Source organism: Pantoea sp. Fr+CA_20, assembly GCF_024520835.1.
GTDB lineage: Bacteria > Pseudomonadota > Gammaproteobacteria > Enterobacterales > Enterobacteriaceae > Pantoea > Pantoea allii.
In genome coordinates, this window is record NZ_JALNPN010000005.1 from 203,632 (window position 1) to 220,541 (window position 16,910).

Here is a 16,910-nt window from a genome sequence, read left to right on the forward strand (position 1 = left end):
ACAGCAAAATTTGTAAGGTTTTTATCCTTCCCTTTGAATCGATGTGGTGAGTTTGCTGCCAGAACCCGAGCAGGATGCCAGCGCCACTTTTGATGAGTAAGCAAAGAGTATGTCAACTACCACCGAAATCATCGCTCAGCATTGGGCATTCGTCGTTTTTATCGTCATTGCATTTGGCCTCTGTGCGTTTATGTTAACCGGAGGATGGCTGCTTGGCGGCAGAGCGCGTGCCCGTTACAAAGACACACCTTTTGAGTCCGGCATTGAATCTGTCGGTGATACTCACCTCCGCTTGTCAGCAAAATTCTACCTGGTGGCGATGTTCTTCGTTATCTTCGACGTAGAAGCTCTCTTTTTATACGCATGGGCGACTTCAATCCGCGAAAGTGGATGGATCGGCTTTGCGGAAGCCGCAATTTTCATTTTGGTGCTCCTGGCGGGCTTGGTTTATCTGGTGCGCATTGGCGCGTTGGACTGGACGCCTGCACGCCGCCGAATCGTGGTTAAAACTCCCACGGTAAGTCACACCAATCCTCACAAGCAGTAAAAGAGAGGCAATAAGATGGACTATACGCTCACCCGCATAGACCCAAACGGTGGTGAGAACGACCGTTACCCTCTGCAAAAGCAGGAAATCGTCAGCGATCCGCTGGAGCAGCACGTTCATCGCAGCGTTTACATGGGCAAGCTCGAACATGCCCTGCACGACATGGTGAACTGGGGACGTAAAAATTCCCTGTGGCCGTACAACTTTGGTCTTTCCTGCTGCTACGTTGAGATGACGACCTCTTTCACCGCCGTGCACGATGTGGCGCGCTTTGGTGCTGAGGTTATGCGTGCTTCTCCACGTCAGGCTGACTTTATGGTGATCGCCGGTACGCCATTTACCAAAATGGCCCCGGTGATTCAGCGTTTGTACGATCAAATGCTGGAGCCGAAATGGGTCATTTCCATGGGTGCCTGTGCCAACTCAGGCGGCATGTACGATATCTATTCTGTCGTGCAGGGCGTGGATAAGTTCCTGCCGGTTGACGTTTATATCCCAGGCTGCCCGCCGCGTCCTGAAGCCTATATGCAGGCGCTACTGCTGCTGCAGGAGTCGATTGGCAAAGAGCGTCGTCCCCTGTCGTGGGTGGTCGGTGATCAGGGCGTTTATCGTGCCAATATGCAGCCTGAGCGTGAACGTAAGCGTGGCGAACGTATTGCAGTAACCAACCTGCGTACACCAGACGAAGTTTAAGTTAACCGTATGGATGGAATTCGTGCCTGCAGCAGACAACATCACAAATTAATGCATGGCACCATCCTGACGCCTTCATTTGAGCGCCTGTTATCAGGCCGGAATGGTGAGTAACGTATGACAGATTTGACCACGCAAGATCTCGCTCAGCCACTATGGCAAACCCGCGATCACCTGGATGATCCGGTGATTGGCGAGCTGCGTAATCGTTTTGGGCCGGATGCTTTTACCGTTCAGGCCACCCGCACCGGTATTCCGGTGGTGTGGATAAAGCGTGAACAGCTGCTGGAAATCATTACATTCCTGCGTAAATTACCTAAGCCGTACGTCATGCTCTATGACCTGCACGGCATGGACGAACGTTTACGTACCCACCGCGCAGGTTTACCTGACGCGGATTTTTCCGTTTTCTACCACCTGCTGTCGATTGAACGCAATCGCGACATCATGCTCAAGGTGGCTTTATCTGAAAACGATATGCATGTGCCGACCATCACCACTATTTTCGCCAATGCCAACTGGTACGAGCGCGAAACCTGGGAGATGTTTGGCATCACCTTTGATGGTCACCCGCATCTGACGCGCATTATGATGCCGCAGACCTGGGAAGGGCATCCGCTGCGTAAGGATTATCCCGCGCGCGCGACCGAGTTCGATCCTTTTACGCTGACGAAGCAGAAAGAAGATCTGGAAATGGAAGCGTTGACGTTCAAGCCTGAAGACTGGGGCATGAAACGCAGCACCGCCAATGAAGACTTTATGTTCCTCAACCTCGGTCCAAACCACCCCTCCGCGCACGGTGCTTTCCGCATCATTTTGCAGCTGGATGGTGAAGAGATCGTCGACTGCGTCCCGGACATTGGTTATCACCACCGTGGCGCGGAGAAGATGGGCGAGCGTCAGTCCTGGCACAGCTACATTCCTTACACCGACCGTATCGAGTACCTCGGTGGCTGCGTCAACGAAATGCCTTACGTACTGGCGGTAGAAAAACTGGCCGGTATCGTTGTCCCTGACCGCGTTAATGTGATTCGCGTTATGCTCTCCGAGCTGTTCCGCATTAACAGTCACCTGCTGTACATCTCCACCTTTATTCAGGACGTCGGTGCCATGACACCGGTGTTCTTTGCCTTTACCGACCGCCAGAAAATCTATGACGTGGTTGAGGCGATTACCGGTTTCCGTATGCACCCGGCCTGGTTCCGTATTGGCGGTGTGGCACACGACCTGCCGAATGGCTGGGAACGCCTGCTGCGTGACTTCCTGGACTGGATGCCGAAGCGCCTGAAAGAGTATGACAAAGCGGCGCTGCGCAACACGGTACTGATGGGACGTTCACAAGGTGTGGCGGCCTACAATATGGAAGAAGCGCTGGCATGGGGCACCACAGGTGCGGCTCTGCGCGCGACCGGTCTTGATTTTGACGTGCGTAAATGGCGGCCATATTCAGGCTATGAAAACTTCGACTTCGATGTGCCCGTGGGTGCCGGCATCAGTGATGCCTACACGCGCGTGCAGCTGAAAATGGAAGAGATGTGGCAGTCGCTGCGTATTCTTGAGCAGTGCCTGAACAACATGCCGGCAGGGCCGTTTAAAGCGGATCATCCGCTGACCACGCCGCCGCCGAAAGAGCGCACGCTGCAGCACATTGAAACCCTGATCACTCACTTCCTGCAGGTGTCATGGGGCCCGGTTATGCCGGCCAATGAATCCTTCCAGATGATTGAGGCGACCAAAGGGATTAACAGTTACTACCTGACCAGCGATGGCAGCACAATGAGCTATCGCACACGTGTGCGTACGCCGAGCTTCCCGCATCTGCAACAGATTCCTTCGGTAATCCGTGGCAGCCTGGTATCCGATTTAATCGTGTACCTCGGTAGTATCGACTTTGTTATGTCAGACGTGGACCGCTAATTATGCACGATCAACACATTGCTATTAAAACGATCGACCCCAACGAGGTCTTCGTGCTGAGTGCGGAAGAGCACCATGCGATTGAGCACGAAAAACACCATTACGAAGATGCACGCGCCGCGTCAATTGAAGCGCTGAAAATCGTGCAGAAGCAACGCGGCTGGGTACCCGACGGCGCAATTCACGCCATTGCAGACGTCTTAGGTATTCCTGCCAGCGATGTAGAAGGTGTTGCCACTTTCTATAGTCAGATTTTCCGTCAGCCGGTTGGCCGCCACGTGATCCGCTATTGCGACAGCGTGGTATGCCACATTACGGGTTTTCAGGGAATTCAGGCTGCACTGGAAGAAAACCTGAATATCAAGCCGGGTCAGACGACAACCGATGGTCGCTTTACGTTGCTGCCAACCTGCTGCCTGGGTAACTGCGATAAAGGCCCAACCATGATGGTGGATGAAGATACGCACGTTCATCTGACGCCGGAAGGCATCGCCTCTTTGCTGGAGCAGTATCAATGACAATTAAACAGATCATTCGTACTGCCGAAACCCATCCCCTGACCTGGCGCATGCGTGACGATCAGCAGCCCGTTTGGCTGGATGAGTATCGCAGTAAAAACGGTTATGCCGGTGCAGAAAAAGCCCTGAAAGGCATGGCACCAGATGAGATCGTGGCGCTGGTGAAAGATTCCGGCCTGAAGGGACGCGGTGGTGCAGGCTTCTCTACCGGTTTGAAGTGGAGCCTGATGCCGAAAGACGAATCCATGAACATCCGTTACCTGCTGTGTAACGCCGATGAGATGGAGCCGGGCACCTATAAAGACCGCCTGTTGATGGAGCAAATGCCCCATCAGCTGGTGGAAGGCATGCTGATCAGTGCGTTTGCCCTGAAAGCTTACCGTGGCTATATCTTCCTGCGTGGCGAATACATTGAAGCTGCGGTGCACCTGCGCCGCGCTATCGCCGAAGCCACCGAAGCCGGTTTACTGGGTAAAAATATCCTGGGCTCGGGGTTCGATTTCGAACTCATCGTGCACACCGGTGCCGGCCGCTATATTTGTGGTGAAGAAACAGCCTTGATCAACTCGCTGGAAGGGCGTCGTGCTAACCCACGTTCTAAGCCACCTTTCCCGGCGAGTGCGGGCGTCTGGGGTAAACCGACCTGCGTCAACAACGTTGAAACGCTGTCAAACGTGCCAGCTATTCTGGCCAACGGGGTTGAATGGTATCAGGGCCTGTCAAAGAGCGATGATGCCGGTACGAAACTGATGGGCTTCTCAGGTCGGGTAAAAAACCCCGGCGTCTGGGAGCTGCCGTTTGGTATCACTGCCCGTGAAATTCTTGAAGACTATGCGGGCGGCATGCGCGATGGCCTGCGCTTCAAAGCCTGGCAGCCGGGCGGTGCAGGAACAGACTTCCTGACCGATCAGCACCTGGATCTGCCGATGGAGTTCGCCAGCATCGGTAAAGCAGGCAGCCGCCTGGGTACTGCCCTGGCTATGGCCGTCGACCATGAAATCAATATGGTTTCACTGGTGCGCAACCTGGAAGAGTTCTTTGCTCGCGAATCCTGCGGCTGGTGTACGCCATGCCGTGATGGTTTGCCGTGGAGCGTGAAGATCCTGCGCGCGCTGGAGCAGAAAAAAGGCCAGCCGGGGGATATCGAAACCCTGGAGCAGCTTTGCCGCCAGCTCGGCCCGGGCAAAACCTTCTGTGCTCACGCACCTGGTGCCGTCGAACCGCTGCAAAGCGCCATTAAATATTTCCGTGAAGAGTTTGAAGCCGGCATCGCGCCGCAGGTGTTTGGTAATACCCGAGCTATCGGTGGTATTCAGCCAAACCTGCTGAAAGCGCGCTGGTAATTCGCCGTTATCCACGGGAGCTGGCCCTGTGCCGCCGTTCCTGCTGCAGTGTGCAGGGACAAGAATTTGATTAACGCTCGTTTATGACGAGCCTTACGGAAGCATGTCACTATGGCTACAATCCATGTAGACGGTAAAGAATATGATGTGAACGGAGCGGACAACCTGCTACAGGCATGTCTGTCTCTGGGCCTTGATATTCCTTATTTTTGCTGGCATCCGGCGCTGGGAAGCGTGGGTGCCTGCCGCCAGTGTGCGGTAAAGCAATTCCAGAACGCTGAAGATACCCGCGGCCGCCTTGTCATGTCCTGTATGACGCCGGCGTCTGATGGCACCTTCATCTCTATTGATGATGGCGAAGCGAAAGAGTTCCGTGAAAGCGTGGTCGAGTGGTTAATGACGAACCACCCGCACGACTGTCCGGTATGTGAAGAGGGCGGTAACTGTCATCTGCAGGATATGACGGTGATGACCGGCCACAGCTTCCGTCGCTATCGCTTTACCAAACGCACCCATCGCAATCAGGATCTTGGCCCGTTCATTTCGCATGAAATGAACCGCTGTATTGCCTGCTATCGCTGCGTGCGTTACTACAAAGATTATGCTGATGGCACCGATCTGGGCGTTTATGGTGCCCATGACAACGTTTACTTCGGCCGCCCGGAAGACGGCACCCTGGAAAGCGAGTTTTCCGGTAACCTTGTCGAAATCTGCCCAACCGGCGTCTTCACCGATAAAACTCACTCTGAACGCTATAACCGTAAATGGGATATGCAGTTCGCGCCAAGCATCTGCCAGCAGTGCAGCGTAGGTTGTAACACCAGCCCGGGTGAGCGCTATGGTGAACTGCGCCGCATAGAAAACCGTTATAACGGCAGCGTTAACCACTATTTCCTGTGTGACCGTGGTCGCTTTGGTTACGGCTACGTGAACCTGAAAGATCGTCCTCATCATCCGGTGCAGTTACGTGGCAGCGACCGCGTAACGTTGAATGCAGAGCAGGCGGTGAACGTCGGTGCTGACGTTCTGCGTCAGGCGAAACGCGTGATTGGTATTGGCTCACCGCGCGCCAGCATCGAGAGTAACTTTGCGCTGCGTGAACTGGTCGGGGCCGAAAACTTCTCTACCGGTATGCCTGCGGGTGAGCAGGAGCGCCTTGAGCTGCTGTTAAAAGTGCTGCGCGAAGGTGGGATTTATACACCGTCGCTGCGCGAAATTGAAAGCTATGACGCGGTGCTGGTGTTGGGTGAAGACCTGACGCAGGTCGGCGCGCGCGTTGCTCTGTCTGTTCGTCAGGCGGTGAAAGGCAAGGCCCGTGAAATGGCCGCTGCGCAGAAAGTCGCAGACTGGCAAATCGCGGCCATCATGAATATCGGTCAGCACGCTAAGCATCCACTCTTTGTTACCAACGTCGATGAAACGCGTCTCGATGATATTGCCGCATGGAGCTACCGTGCCCCAGTGGAAGATCAGGCGCGTCTTGGATTTGCCATCGCCAATGCGCTGGACGAAACCGCCCCGGCCGTAAGCGATTTCGACCCTGCGCTGAACGGCAAGCTGGATGTGGTGGTACAGGCTCTGGCGGGTGCGAGAAAGCCGCTGATTATCTCCGGCGTCCACTCCGGCAGCCGCGCCATGATTGAAGCCGCAGCAAACGTGGCGAAAGCGCTTAAAGCACGCGGCGCAGAGGTGGGTATCACCTTACTGGCAAGCCATGCGAACAGCATGGGGCTGGGCCTGATGGGCGGAAACACCCTGGACCACGCGCTGGAGCAGCTGCAAAGCGGCGAAGCCGATGCGGTTGTCGTGCTGGAAAACGATCTTTATCGTCATGCGCCAAAAGCGCAGGTCGATGCCGCGCTGAATCATGCCGCTAATGTGATCGTGGTTGATCATCAACGCACCGCCACGCTGGAAAAAGCCGGACTGGTTCTTTCCGCTGCCAGCTTCGCAGAAAGTGACGGCACCTCGATTAACCATGAAGGCCGCGCACAGCGCTTCTTCCAGGTCTACGATCCTGCCTATTATGACAACAGCATCGTGATGCTTGAAAGCTGGCGCTGGCTGCATTCACTGCACAGCGCGCTGGAAAGCCGTCACGTTGACTGGACGCAGCTCGATCATGTTATTGATGCCGTGGTCGCCAGCCTGCCACAGCTTAAAGGCATTAAAGAAGCTGCACCGGATGCCAGCTTCCGTATTCGTGGTCAGAAACTGGCGCGTTCACCGCACCGTGCCAGTGGACGTACCGCCGCGCGCGCTAATATCAGCGTGCATGAGCCGCGTCAGCCACAGGATCAGGACACCATGTTTGCCTTCTCTATGGAAGGGAACAACCAGCCGAGTGCACCGCGTTCGCAGATTCCGTTTGCCTGGGCACCCGGCTGGAACTCACCTCAGGCATGGAACAAATTCCAGGATGAAGTGGGCGGTAAACTGCGTCACGGCGATCCCGGCGTTCGCCTGTTTGAAGCCAGCGAGGCGCAGTTAGCCTGGTTCAGCAGCGTACCAGGTGCTTATGCCACCACCGGTCAGTTCCGTGTCGCCCCTTACTACCAGTTGTTTGGTAGTGAAGAGATGACGCAGCGTGCGCCGGTAATCCAACAGCGTATGTCGGCACCGACCCTGGTGCTGAACCCGGATGATGCGGCTAAGCTGGGCGTGAACAGCGGCGCATCCGTGGAATTAACCTGTGCCGGTGAAACCGTTCGCTTACCTGTGCGCTTCTCTTCTTCGCTGCAGGCAGGGCAGGTGGGCCTTCCACTCGGTCTGCCAGGCGTGCCGCCATTCCTGGCGAATGCAAAAATTGATTCTCTGCAGGAGGCGGCGCAATGAGCTGGTTAACTCCGGGTGTTATCGACATTCTGATCGCCGTGGGTAAAGCGCTGGTGATTCTGCTGGTTGTCGTGGGCTGTGGTGCGTTTATGAGCTTCGCCGAGCGTCGTTTGCTTGGTCTGTTCCAGAACCGCTACGGACCAAACCGCGTGGGCTGGGGCGGCTCCTTGCAGCTGGTTGCTGACATGATCAAGATGTTCTTTAAAGAGGACTGGGTTCCCCCCTTTACAGACCGCTTTATCTTTACCCTGGCGCCGGTGATTGCTTTTGTGTCACTGCTGCTGGCGTTTGCCATCGTACCGGTCTCACCGACCTGGGTCGTCACTGACCTGAACATCGGGTTGCTGTTCTTCCTGATGATGGCTGGCCTGGCGGTCTATGCGGTGCTGTTTGCTGGCTGGTCGAGTAACAACAAATACTCACTGTTAGGTGCCATGCGTGCTTCTGCCCAGACGCTGAGTTATGAAGTGTTCCTGGGGCTGTCGCTGATGGGCGTAGTGGCGCAGGCGGGCTCGTTCAATATGACCGATATCGTCAACAGCCAGACGCACCTGTGGAACATCATCCCGCAGTTCTTTGGTTTTCTGACCTTCTGTATTGCGGGCGTCGCAGTGTGCCACCGTCATCCATTTGACCAGCCAGAAGCTGAGCAAGAACTGGCCGACGGTTACCACATTGAATATGCCGGTATGAAGTTTGGCCTGTTCTTTGTGGGCGAATACGTTGCGATTACCACCGTTTCAGCGCTGATTGTTACGCTGTTCTTCGGTGGCTGGCATGGGCCTTTCCTGCCGCCATTCATCTGGTTCGCCCTGAAAACGGCGTTCTTTATGATGATGTTCATCCTGATTCGTGCTGCGCTTCCGCGTCCACGCTATGACCAGGTGCTGTCGTTCGGCTGGAAAGTGTGTCTGCCGTTGACGCTGTTGAACCTGCTGGCAACCGCCGCAGTCATTCTGTATACAGCGCAGTAAGGGGTAAACAAATGACATTAAAAGATATTGTCGTAGGCTTCGGCACGACAGTGCGCAGTATCTGGATGATAGGCATGCATGCCTTCGCGAAACGCGAAACCCAGATGTATCCGGAAGAGCCGGTCTACCTGCCACCACGCTATCGTGGTCGTATTGTACTGACCCGAGATCCCGACGGGGCAGAGCGTTGCGTTGCCTGTAACCTTTGTGCAGTAGCCTGCCCGGTAGGCTGTATTTCACTGCAAAAGGCCGAAACAAAAGACGGTCGCTGGTATCCAGAGTTCTTCCGCATTAACTTCTCACGCTGCATTTTCTGCGGTCTGTGTGAAGAGGCCTGCCCAACCACCGCTATCCAGCTGACGCCGGATTTCGAACTGGGCGAGTTCAAGCGTCAGGATCTGGTGTATGAGAAAGAAGACCTGCTGATCTCGGGGCCGGGTAAATATCCGGAATACAACTTCTACCGCATGGCAGGTATGGCGATTGACGGTAAAGATAAAGGTGACGCTGAAAACGAAGCGAAACCCATCGACGTCAAAGGCTTATTACCTTAAGGAGCAAGGCATGGAATTTGCGTTTTATCTTTGCGGACTGGTGGCGGTAGTGACGACGTTACGCGTTATCACCCACACTAATCCGGTACATGCGTTGCTGTACCTGATCGTTTCGCTGTTATCGGTGGCTGGCGTCTTTTTCTCCCTGGGTGCCTATTTTGCCGGTGCGCTGGAAATCATCGTTTATGCCGGTGCCATTATGGTGCTGTTCGTGTTCGTCGTGATGATGCTCAATCTGGGCAAAGCCACTGAAAAACAGGAACGCGAATGGCTGAGCCCGTCATTGTGGATTGGTCCCGGACTGGTTTCGTTTCTGCTGTTAGCGGTCATGATTTACGCCATCATGACAGCGCATGACCAGGGCATTGACGGTAAAATCATCGACGCAAAAGCGGTCGGTATTAGCCTGTTTGGCCCTTATGTCCTGGCGGTTGAACTGGCGTCAATGCTGCTGCTGGCCGGTCTGGTGGTGGCCTTCCATCTGGGACGCGAAGAGCGTCAGGGTGAAGTGCTGAGCAACCGTTCAAACGAAGCCGCGCAGGCGAATAAGGAGCAAGCATGATTCCGTTACAACATGGATTGATTCTGGCCGCGGTGCTGTTCGTCCTTGGACTGACCTCGCTGGTACTGCGCCGTAACCTGCTGTTTATGCTGATCAGCCTTGAAATCATGATCAACGCTGCGGCCCTGGCGCTGGTCGTCGCGGGCAGCTACTGGGGACAGGCCGATGGTCAGGTGATGTATATTCTGGCAATCAGCCTCGCCGCAGCGGAAGCCAGTATTGGTCTGGCCCTGCTGCTTCAGCTCTATCGTCGTCGTCAGACGCTGAACATTGATATTGTGAGCGAGATGCGCGGATGAATCTTCTCTATTTAACTGTCTTGTTTCCGCTAATCGGCTTTTTGCTGTTAGCGTTTTCCCGTGGTCGCTGGTCAGAGAATTTATCGGCTGCTGTGGGAATGGGATCGGTGGGGTTAGCCGCACTGACGACCGTTTTTGTTGGCTTCGACTTCTTTGCTAACGGGCAGCAGGTCTTCACTCAGGCGCTGTGGACCTGGATTCACGTGGGCAATTTCAACATCCAGGTCAATCTGACCCTGGATGGCCTGTCACTGACCATGCTGTCGGTGGTCACCGGCGTCGGTTTCCTGATCCATATGTTCGCCTCCTGGTACATGCGTGGCGAAGAGGGCTATTCCCGCTTCTTCGCCTATACCAACCTGTTTATCGCCAGCATGGTGGTTCTGGTGCTGGCGGATAACCTGATGCTGATGTATCTGGGCTGGGAAGGGGTAGGGTTGTGCTCCTACTTACTGATTGGCTTCTACTACAGCAATCCAGAAAACGGCAAAGCGGCGATGAAAGCTTTTATCATCACGCGCGTCGGCGATGTGTTTCTGGCCTTTGCCCTGTTCATTCTTTACAACGAACTGGGTACGCTCAACTTCCGCGAAATGGTTGAACTGGCACCGGCACACTTTGCCGCCGACAATCACATGCTGCAGTGGGCGACCCTGATGCTGTTAGGCGGTGCGGTCGGTAAGTCTGCCCAATTGCCTTTACAGACCTGGCTGGCGGATGCAATGGCAGGTCCAACACCGGTATCGGCACTGATTCACGCCGCGACCATGGTGACGGCGGGTGTGTACCTGATTGCCCGCACACATGGCCTGTTCCTGCTGACGCCTGAAGTGCTGCATCTGGTCGGTATTATCGGTGCCATTACCCTGGTGCTTGCCGGTTTTGCCGCGCTGGTTCAGACGGACATCAAACGTGTTCTCGCTTACTCCACCATGAGCCAGATTGGCTATATGTTCCTGGCGCTGGGCGTACAGGCGTGGGATGCCGCGATTTTCCACCTGATGACTCACGCCTTCTTTAAAGCCTTACTGTTCCTCTCTTCAGGTTCGGTTATTCTGGCCTGCCACCACGAGCAGAACATCTTTAAGATGGGCGGACTGCGTAAAAGTATCCCGCTGGTTTATACCTGCTTCCTGGTCGGCGGCGCGGCGCTGGCGGCACTGCCGCTGATTACCGCAGGTTTCTACAGTAAAGATGAAATCCTGTTTGGTGCGCTGGCTAACGGTCATCTTAACCTGATGGTTGCGGGTCTGGTGGGGGCGTTCCTGACCTCAATCTATACCTTCCGCATGATCTTCATCGTGTTCCACGGCGAAGAGAAAATTCATGCTCATGCGGGTAAAGGCATTACCCATCATCTGCCGCTGATTGTACTGCTGGTGCTCTCCACCTTTATTGGCGCATTAATTACCCCACCGCTGGCGGGTGTTTTACCGGCTAATGAGTTTGGTGAAAACGGTAAAGTGACGCTGGAGATCGCTTCTGGTCTGGTCGCCGTTGCCGGCATCGTTATTGCTGCCGCGCTCTGGCTGGGCAAGCGTCAACTGGTTACCCGCATCGCCAATAGCGGCCCGGGCCGGTTCTTTGGCACCTGGTGGTTCGCCGCCTGGGGCTTCGACTGGCTCTACGATAAAGTGTTTGTCAAACCTTACCTGGGCATTGCGTGGCTGTTGAAACGCGATCCGCTTAACGGCTTGATGAACCTGCCTGCGTTGCTTTCACGTATCGCCAATAAAGGTCTGGTGGTGAGTGAAAACGGTTATCTGCGCTGGTACGTGGCGTCGATGAGCGTGGGCGCCGTCGTGGTTCTGGCCCTGTTGCTGGTAATTTAAAGATTGATGAGCGGGTAGGTGTGAAAACTTACCCATTAAGAATGTCAAAGATTGTCTGATGTAAGGGCGTAATCGGCGCAGTCCGTTTCGCCACCGCCAGCGCACAGCAACCGGAGCGTACTGAAGTACGTGAGGATGCGAGCACTGCCGGGGGCGAAACGGGCAAGTGAGATAGCCCGAGCCAGGACAAAAAAAAGGGAAGTATGCCGTGTTATTACCTTGGCTAATTTTCATACCCTTCTTCGGTGGTTTTATCTGCTGGCTCACCGAGCGCTTCGGCGCGAAGGTGCCACGCTGGATTGCCCTGATCACCATGGGGCTGACGTTGGCGCTTTCACTGCAGCTCTGGTTGCAGGGTGGCTATTCACTGACGCAGGCAGCGGGTATTCCGCAGTGGCAATCGAGCTTCTCAGTACCCTGGATTCCTCGTTTCGGCATTAATTTCCATTTAGCGCTTGATGGCCTTTCGCTGTTAATGGTGGTGCTGACTGGACTGCTCGGCCTGATGGCGGTGCTGTGTTCATGGAACGAGATCGAGAAGTATCAGGGATTCTTCCATCTTAACCTGATGTGGATTCTGGGCGGCGTTATCGGCGTGTTCCTTGCCATCGACATGTTCCTGTTCTTCTTCTTCTGGGAAATGATGCTGGTGCCGATGTACTTCCTCATTGCACTGTGGGGACATAAGGCATCGGACGGTAAGACACGTATCACCGCCGCCACCAAATTCTTTATTTATACCCAGGCGTCAGGTCTGGTGATGCTGATTGCGATTCTGGCGCTGGTGTTTGTTCATTACAACGCTACCGGCGTCTGGACCTTCAACTACGAACAGTTGTTGAAAACGCCAATGTCGCACACCGTTGAATATCTGCTAATGCTGGGCTTCTTTATCGCGTTTGCGGTGAAAATGCCGGTTGTGCCGCTGCACGGCTGGCTGCCGGATGCGCACAGTCAGGCACCGACAGCCGGTTCAGTTGACCTTGCGGGTATTCTGCTGAAAACCGCAGCCTATGGTTTGCTGCGCTTCAGCCTGCCGCTGTTTCCCAACGCCTCGGCTGAGTTTGCACCTATCGCGATGTGGTTAGGTATTATCGGTATCTTCTACGGCGCATGGATGGCGTTCTCGCAGACTGATATTAAACGACTGATTGCCTACACCTCGATTTCACACATGGGCTTTGTGCTGATTGCGATTTACACCGGTAGCCAGCTGGCTATGCAGGGCGCAGTGGTACAGATGATTGCGCACGGTTTGTCGGCGGCGGCACTGTTCATCCTGTGTGGACAGTTGTATGAGCGTCTGCACACGCGTGACATGCGTCAGATGGGCGGTCTGTGGTCGCGTATCAAATGGATTCCGGGTTTATCACTGTTCTTTGCTGTCGCCAACCTGGGGATGCCGGGCACCGGTAACTTCGTGGGTGAGTTTATGATCCTCACCGGCAGCTTCCAGATCGTCCCTGTCATTATTGTGATTGCGACCTTTGGTCTGGTTTTCGCTTCGGTTTATTCGCTGGTAATGATGCAGCGTGCCTATTACGGTGAAGCGAAATCTAAAGATCCACTGCCGGGAATGTCGGCACGTGAATTCATGACCATTGGCGTGCTCGTGGTTCTGCTGGTGCTGCTGGGTATTTATCCACAGCCGATTCTGGATACCTCACATGCTGCAATGAGCAATATTCAGCAGTGGTTTACCGCTTCAATTTCAACTACAAGGCCGTAATTCGCCATGACAATAACTCCTCAACAATTGATCGCGTTGCTGCCGCTGTTAATCGTCGGATTGACGGTGGTGGTTGTGATGCTGTCCATTGCCTGGCGACGCAACCACTTTGTTAACGCCACGCTAACGGTGGTTGGCCTGAACCTGGCTCTGCTGTCACTCTACTTTGTGGGCCATGTCGGGGCGATGGACGTCACGCCGCTGTTGCGCGTCGACGCTTATTCGATGTTCTATACCGCACTGGTGATGCTGGCCAGCCTGGCAACCTGTACCTTCGCCTATCCGTGGCTGGCAACATTCCCGGATAACAAGGACGAGTTCTATCTGCTGGTATTGATTGCCGCGCTGGGCGGTATTGTACTGTCAGCCTCTAACCACCTTGCGTCGCTGTTTATTGGTATTGAACTGCTGTCTCTGCCGCTGTTTGGGTTGATTGGTTACGCGTTCCGCCAGAAACGTTCTCTGGAAGCGGCCCTGAAATACACCATCTTGTCGGCGGCAGCATCGTCTTTCCTGCTGTTTGGTATCGCGCTGATTTACGCTGACTCCGGCAACCTGGGCTTTGTCAGCTTGGGCAAAAGCCTCACTGACAGCATGATTCAGGAACCGCTGTTGCTAGTGGGACTGGGGATGCTGATTATCGGCCTGGGCTTTAAGCTGTCGCTGGTGCCGTTCCACCTGTGGACGCCAGACGTGTATCAAGGCGCGCCTGCACCGGTGTCAACCTTCCTGGCAACCGCCAGTAAAATTGCCATTTTTGGTGTTGTCATGCGTCTGTTCATGTACGCGCCGGTCACGGACAGCGAAGCCGTGCGGACGGTACTGGGCATTATCGCCTTTGTTTCCATCCTGTTCGGTAACCTGATGGCGATTTCGCAGAGCAACATCAAGCGTCTGCTGGGTTACTCGTCTATCGCCCATTTGGGTTACCTGCTGGTCGCGCTGATTGCGGTTAAAGATCATCAGCTGTCGCTGGAAACCTCTGGGGTTTACCTGGCGGGTTATCTGTTCAGCAGCCTGGGTGCTTTTGGTGTCGTGAGCCTGATGTCGAGCCCGTATCGTGGCCCGGACGCCGATTCACTGTACTCCTACCGTGGTCTGTTCTGGCATCGTCCGATTCTGTCTGCGGTAATGACCGTAATGATGCTGTCACTGGCCGGTATTCCAATGACGCTGGGCTTTATCGGTAAGTTCTACGTTATTGCCTCAGGTGTCAGTGCTCACCTGTGGTGGCTGACCGGTGCGGTCGTGGTCGGTAGTGCGATTGGCCTGTATTACTATCTGCGCGTTACCGTCAGTCTGTACCTCAGTCCACCAGAACTGCTGAGCCGCGATACGCCAGCGAACTGGGCTTTCACCGCCGGTGGTGTTGTGGTGCTGATTTCTGCGATTCTGGTGCTGCTGTTGGGTGTTTATCCACAGCCGCTAATCAGACTGGTACAAATGGCCCAGCCGCTGATGTAAGTTTACGCCGTTACACTGAATCAGGCCTCCGGGCCTGATTTTTTTTGCCTTGATCCTATCCCGTCAGCCCGTTGGTCAGTTCAAACCCGCTTGATCCTACTGATGCGTCCACCTTCCCGTTATAAAATGCATATCTTCATTCTGTTTCCATAGTTTCCTGCTGAAATGGGCCATACCTTGCTATCAGGAGTACCCTCTATGGATCGTCGCCGTTTTCTGACAGGTTTGGCGGCTGCATGGGTTGCCGCCAGGAGTACCGGTTCCCAGGCTCAGCCATCCGCTTACTCACAAAGGGTGGTGCCGCTCTGGCCTGGCACACCGCCGGGCGGCGGCGGACCGGAAGGCCAGATCGAGACGCTGCCTTCAGGGGCGCAACGTCATATCGCCATTCCGACCTTAACGGTGTTAAGTCCCAGCGTGTCGAACGGTCATGTTGTTCTGATAGCCGGAGGCGGCGGCTATCAGCGCATTGAGATGGCAAAAGAGTCCTGGCCTGCAGCGCGCTGGTTAACTGCACGCGGCTATACCGCAGCGGTGCTGCGCTACCGTCTTCCCGGTGAGGGCTGGGCTGATGGGAATGAAGTGGCCTTACAGGACGCCCAGCGCGCGCTGCGGCTGTTAAGACCGCAGGCAAAGCGGTTAACGGTGCTGGGTTTTTCAGCCGGTGCGCATCTGCTCGGGATGGCCGTGACCCGGCATCAGCTTCACAGCTACCCAGCCATGGATGCCCTGGACAGCACGCCCGCTTATGCTGATGCTGCTGCGTTGATCTATCCAGTCATCACCCTGGAAGCGCCTTATACGCACACGGCAACGCACCGTATGTTAGTCGGTGCGCATGCCACGGCGGCAGAAGATGCAGCCTGGTCAGTGCAGAATTATGTGACATCAACATCGCCCCCTTTTTTTCTGGTCCAGGCCGAGGACGATCCGGTTTCCGATCCCCATAACACACTGATTATGGCACGTGCCTGTCAACAGCATCAGGTTGACGTTGAGATGTATCGTTATCTCACGGGCGGTCATGGGTTTGGCATGGGAAAACCCGGAACGCCCACGGTCGCCTGGCCTGGGCATTATCAACGCTGGCTGCAGAAAGGGTAGCATTGTAGATTAGTGTTATTGCGCCGCCGGGCAGTCAGCCCATTGTGATAAGGATAAGAGATGCAAATCAGTTGGCTGGATCTTCACCAGCAAGCCATAACCGTACCGCAGCTTTATGCGGCGCTGGTCCTGCGCTGCAAGGTGTTCGTGGTGGAGCAAAACTGTGCCTATCTGGACGTCGATGGCCTGGATTTGCAGGCCGATAACCGCCATGTGTTGGGCATGGCGCAGGATGATCTGCTCGCGTATGCCCGCATCTTGTCACCGGATGGCCCGCAGGCAGACATCACCATCGGGCGCGTTATCGTTTCTGATAAGGCGCGTGGTCTGAATCTGGGAAACCAGCTCATGGCGCAGGCGATAGCCAGTTGTGAGCAGCACTGGCCGGGACATGCGCTGTTTCTTTCCGCCCAGGCGCATCTCCAGGCTTTCTATCAGCGACATGGCTTTGTTGCGGTCAGCGACAGCTATCTTGAAGATGGCATTGCCCATATTGATATGCGCAGAGCAGAACAGGCTGGCGAATGAGTCTGCCTGTA

Annotated in this window: 15 protein-coding genes; all 15 read left to right on the forward strand. The window is 55.0% G+C overall.

The window, feature by feature from the left end:
• Positions 1 to 109: 109 nt before the first annotated feature.
• Complete coding sequence (locus tag NR177_RS09410) at positions 110 to 547, forward strand: NADH-quinone oxidoreductase subunit A (RefSeq protein WP_063880298.1); 438 nt, start codon at positions 110 to 112, stop codon at positions 545 to 547.
• A gap of 15 nt (positions 548 to 562) precedes the next feature.
• A complete protein-coding gene (locus tag NR177_RS09415) occupies positions 563 to 1,240 on the forward strand; it encodes an NADH-quinone oxidoreductase subunit B family protein (RefSeq protein WP_063880297.1) in 678 nt (225 codons plus the stop codon).
• 117 nt (positions 1,241 to 1,357) lie between these two features.
• Entirely contained in the window at positions 1,358 to 3,157 is a 1,800-nt protein-coding gene (gene nuoC / locus NR177_RS09420) for an NADH-quinone oxidoreductase subunit C/D (RefSeq protein ID WP_096010881.1), read from the forward strand.
• Between the two features lie 2 nt (positions 3,158 to 3,159).
• On the forward strand, positions 3,160 to 3,675 hold the full coding sequence (gene nuoE, locus NR177_RS09425; RefSeq protein ID WP_013026512.1) for an NADH-quinone oxidoreductase subunit NuoE: 516 nt from the start codon (positions 3,160 to 3,162) through the stop codon (positions 3,673 to 3,675).
• Between the two features lie 2 nt (positions 3,676 to 3,677).
• On the forward strand, positions 3,678 to 5,018 hold the full coding sequence (gene nuoF, locus NR177_RS09430) for an NADH-quinone oxidoreductase subunit NuoF (protein WP_172823930.1): 1,341 nt from the start codon (positions 3,678 to 3,680) through the stop codon (positions 5,016 to 5,018).
• Between the two features lie 111 nt (positions 5,019 to 5,129).
• On the forward strand, positions 5,130 to 7,853 hold the full coding sequence (gene nuoG / locus NR177_RS09435; RefSeq protein ID WP_218995459.1) for an NADH-quinone oxidoreductase subunit NuoG: 2,724 nt from the start codon (positions 5,130 to 5,132) through the stop codon (positions 7,851 to 7,853).
• Positions 7,850 to 8,827, forward strand: a complete 978-nt coding sequence (nuoH, locus tag NR177_RS09440) for an NADH-quinone oxidoreductase subunit NuoH (RefSeq protein WP_096010880.1) — start codon at positions 7,850 to 7,852, stop codon at positions 8,825 to 8,827. Before nuoG ends, nuoH begins: the two co-directional genes overlap by 4 nt.
• An 11-nt stretch (positions 8,828 to 8,838) precedes the next feature.
• Positions 8,839 to 9,381 carry an NADH-quinone oxidoreductase subunit NuoI gene (gene nuoI / locus NR177_RS09445; RefSeq protein ID WP_006120020.1) on the forward strand — a complete coding sequence of 181 codons (543 nt, stop codon included), beginning with the start codon at positions 8,839 to 8,841 and terminating at the stop codon, positions 9,379 to 9,381.
• Positions 9,382 to 9,391: 10 nt separating this feature from the next.
• Positions 9,392 to 9,943 (forward strand): NADH-quinone oxidoreductase subunit J, encoded by a 552-nt coding sequence (nuoJ, locus tag NR177_RS09450; protein ID WP_063880292.1) that lies wholly within the window; start codon positions 9,392 to 9,394, stop codon positions 9,941 to 9,943.
• Entirely contained in the window at positions 9,940 to 10,242 is a 303-nt protein-coding gene (nuoK, locus tag NR177_RS09455; protein ID WP_013026506.1) for an NADH-quinone oxidoreductase subunit NuoK, read from the forward strand. The genes nuoJ and nuoK overlap by 4 nt, the downstream gene beginning before the upstream one ends.
• Positions 10,239 to 12,074, forward strand: a complete 1,836-nt coding sequence (gene nuoL / locus NR177_RS09460) for an NADH-quinone oxidoreductase subunit L (protein WP_063880291.1) — start codon at positions 10,239 to 10,241, stop codon at positions 12,072 to 12,074. The genes nuoK and nuoL overlap by 4 nt, the downstream gene beginning before the upstream one ends.
• Positions 12,075 to 12,282: 208 nt before the next feature.
• A complete protein-coding gene (nuoM, locus tag NR177_RS09465; protein ID WP_109717408.1) occupies positions 12,283 to 13,803 on the forward strand; it encodes an NADH-quinone oxidoreductase subunit M in 1,521 nt (506 codons plus the stop codon).
• 6 nt (positions 13,804 to 13,809) lie between these two features.
• Positions 13,810 to 15,267 (forward strand): NADH-quinone oxidoreductase subunit NuoN, encoded by a 1,458-nt coding sequence (gene nuoN / locus NR177_RS09470; RefSeq protein WP_063880289.1) that lies wholly within the window; start codon positions 13,810 to 13,812, stop codon positions 15,265 to 15,267.
• 198 nt (positions 15,268 to 15,465) lie between these two features.
• Positions 15,466 to 16,371, forward strand: coding sequence for an alpha/beta hydrolase (locus tag NR177_RS09475; RefSeq protein WP_256852772.1), 906 nt, complete (start codon positions 15,466 to 15,468; stop codon positions 16,369 to 16,371).
• A gap of 60 nt (positions 16,372 to 16,431) precedes the next feature.
• A complete protein-coding gene (locus tag NR177_RS09480) occupies positions 16,432 to 16,899 on the forward strand; it encodes a GNAT family N-acetyltransferase (protein ID WP_256852773.1) in 468 nt (155 codons plus the stop codon).
• Positions 16,900 to 16,910: the final 11 nt, after the last annotated feature.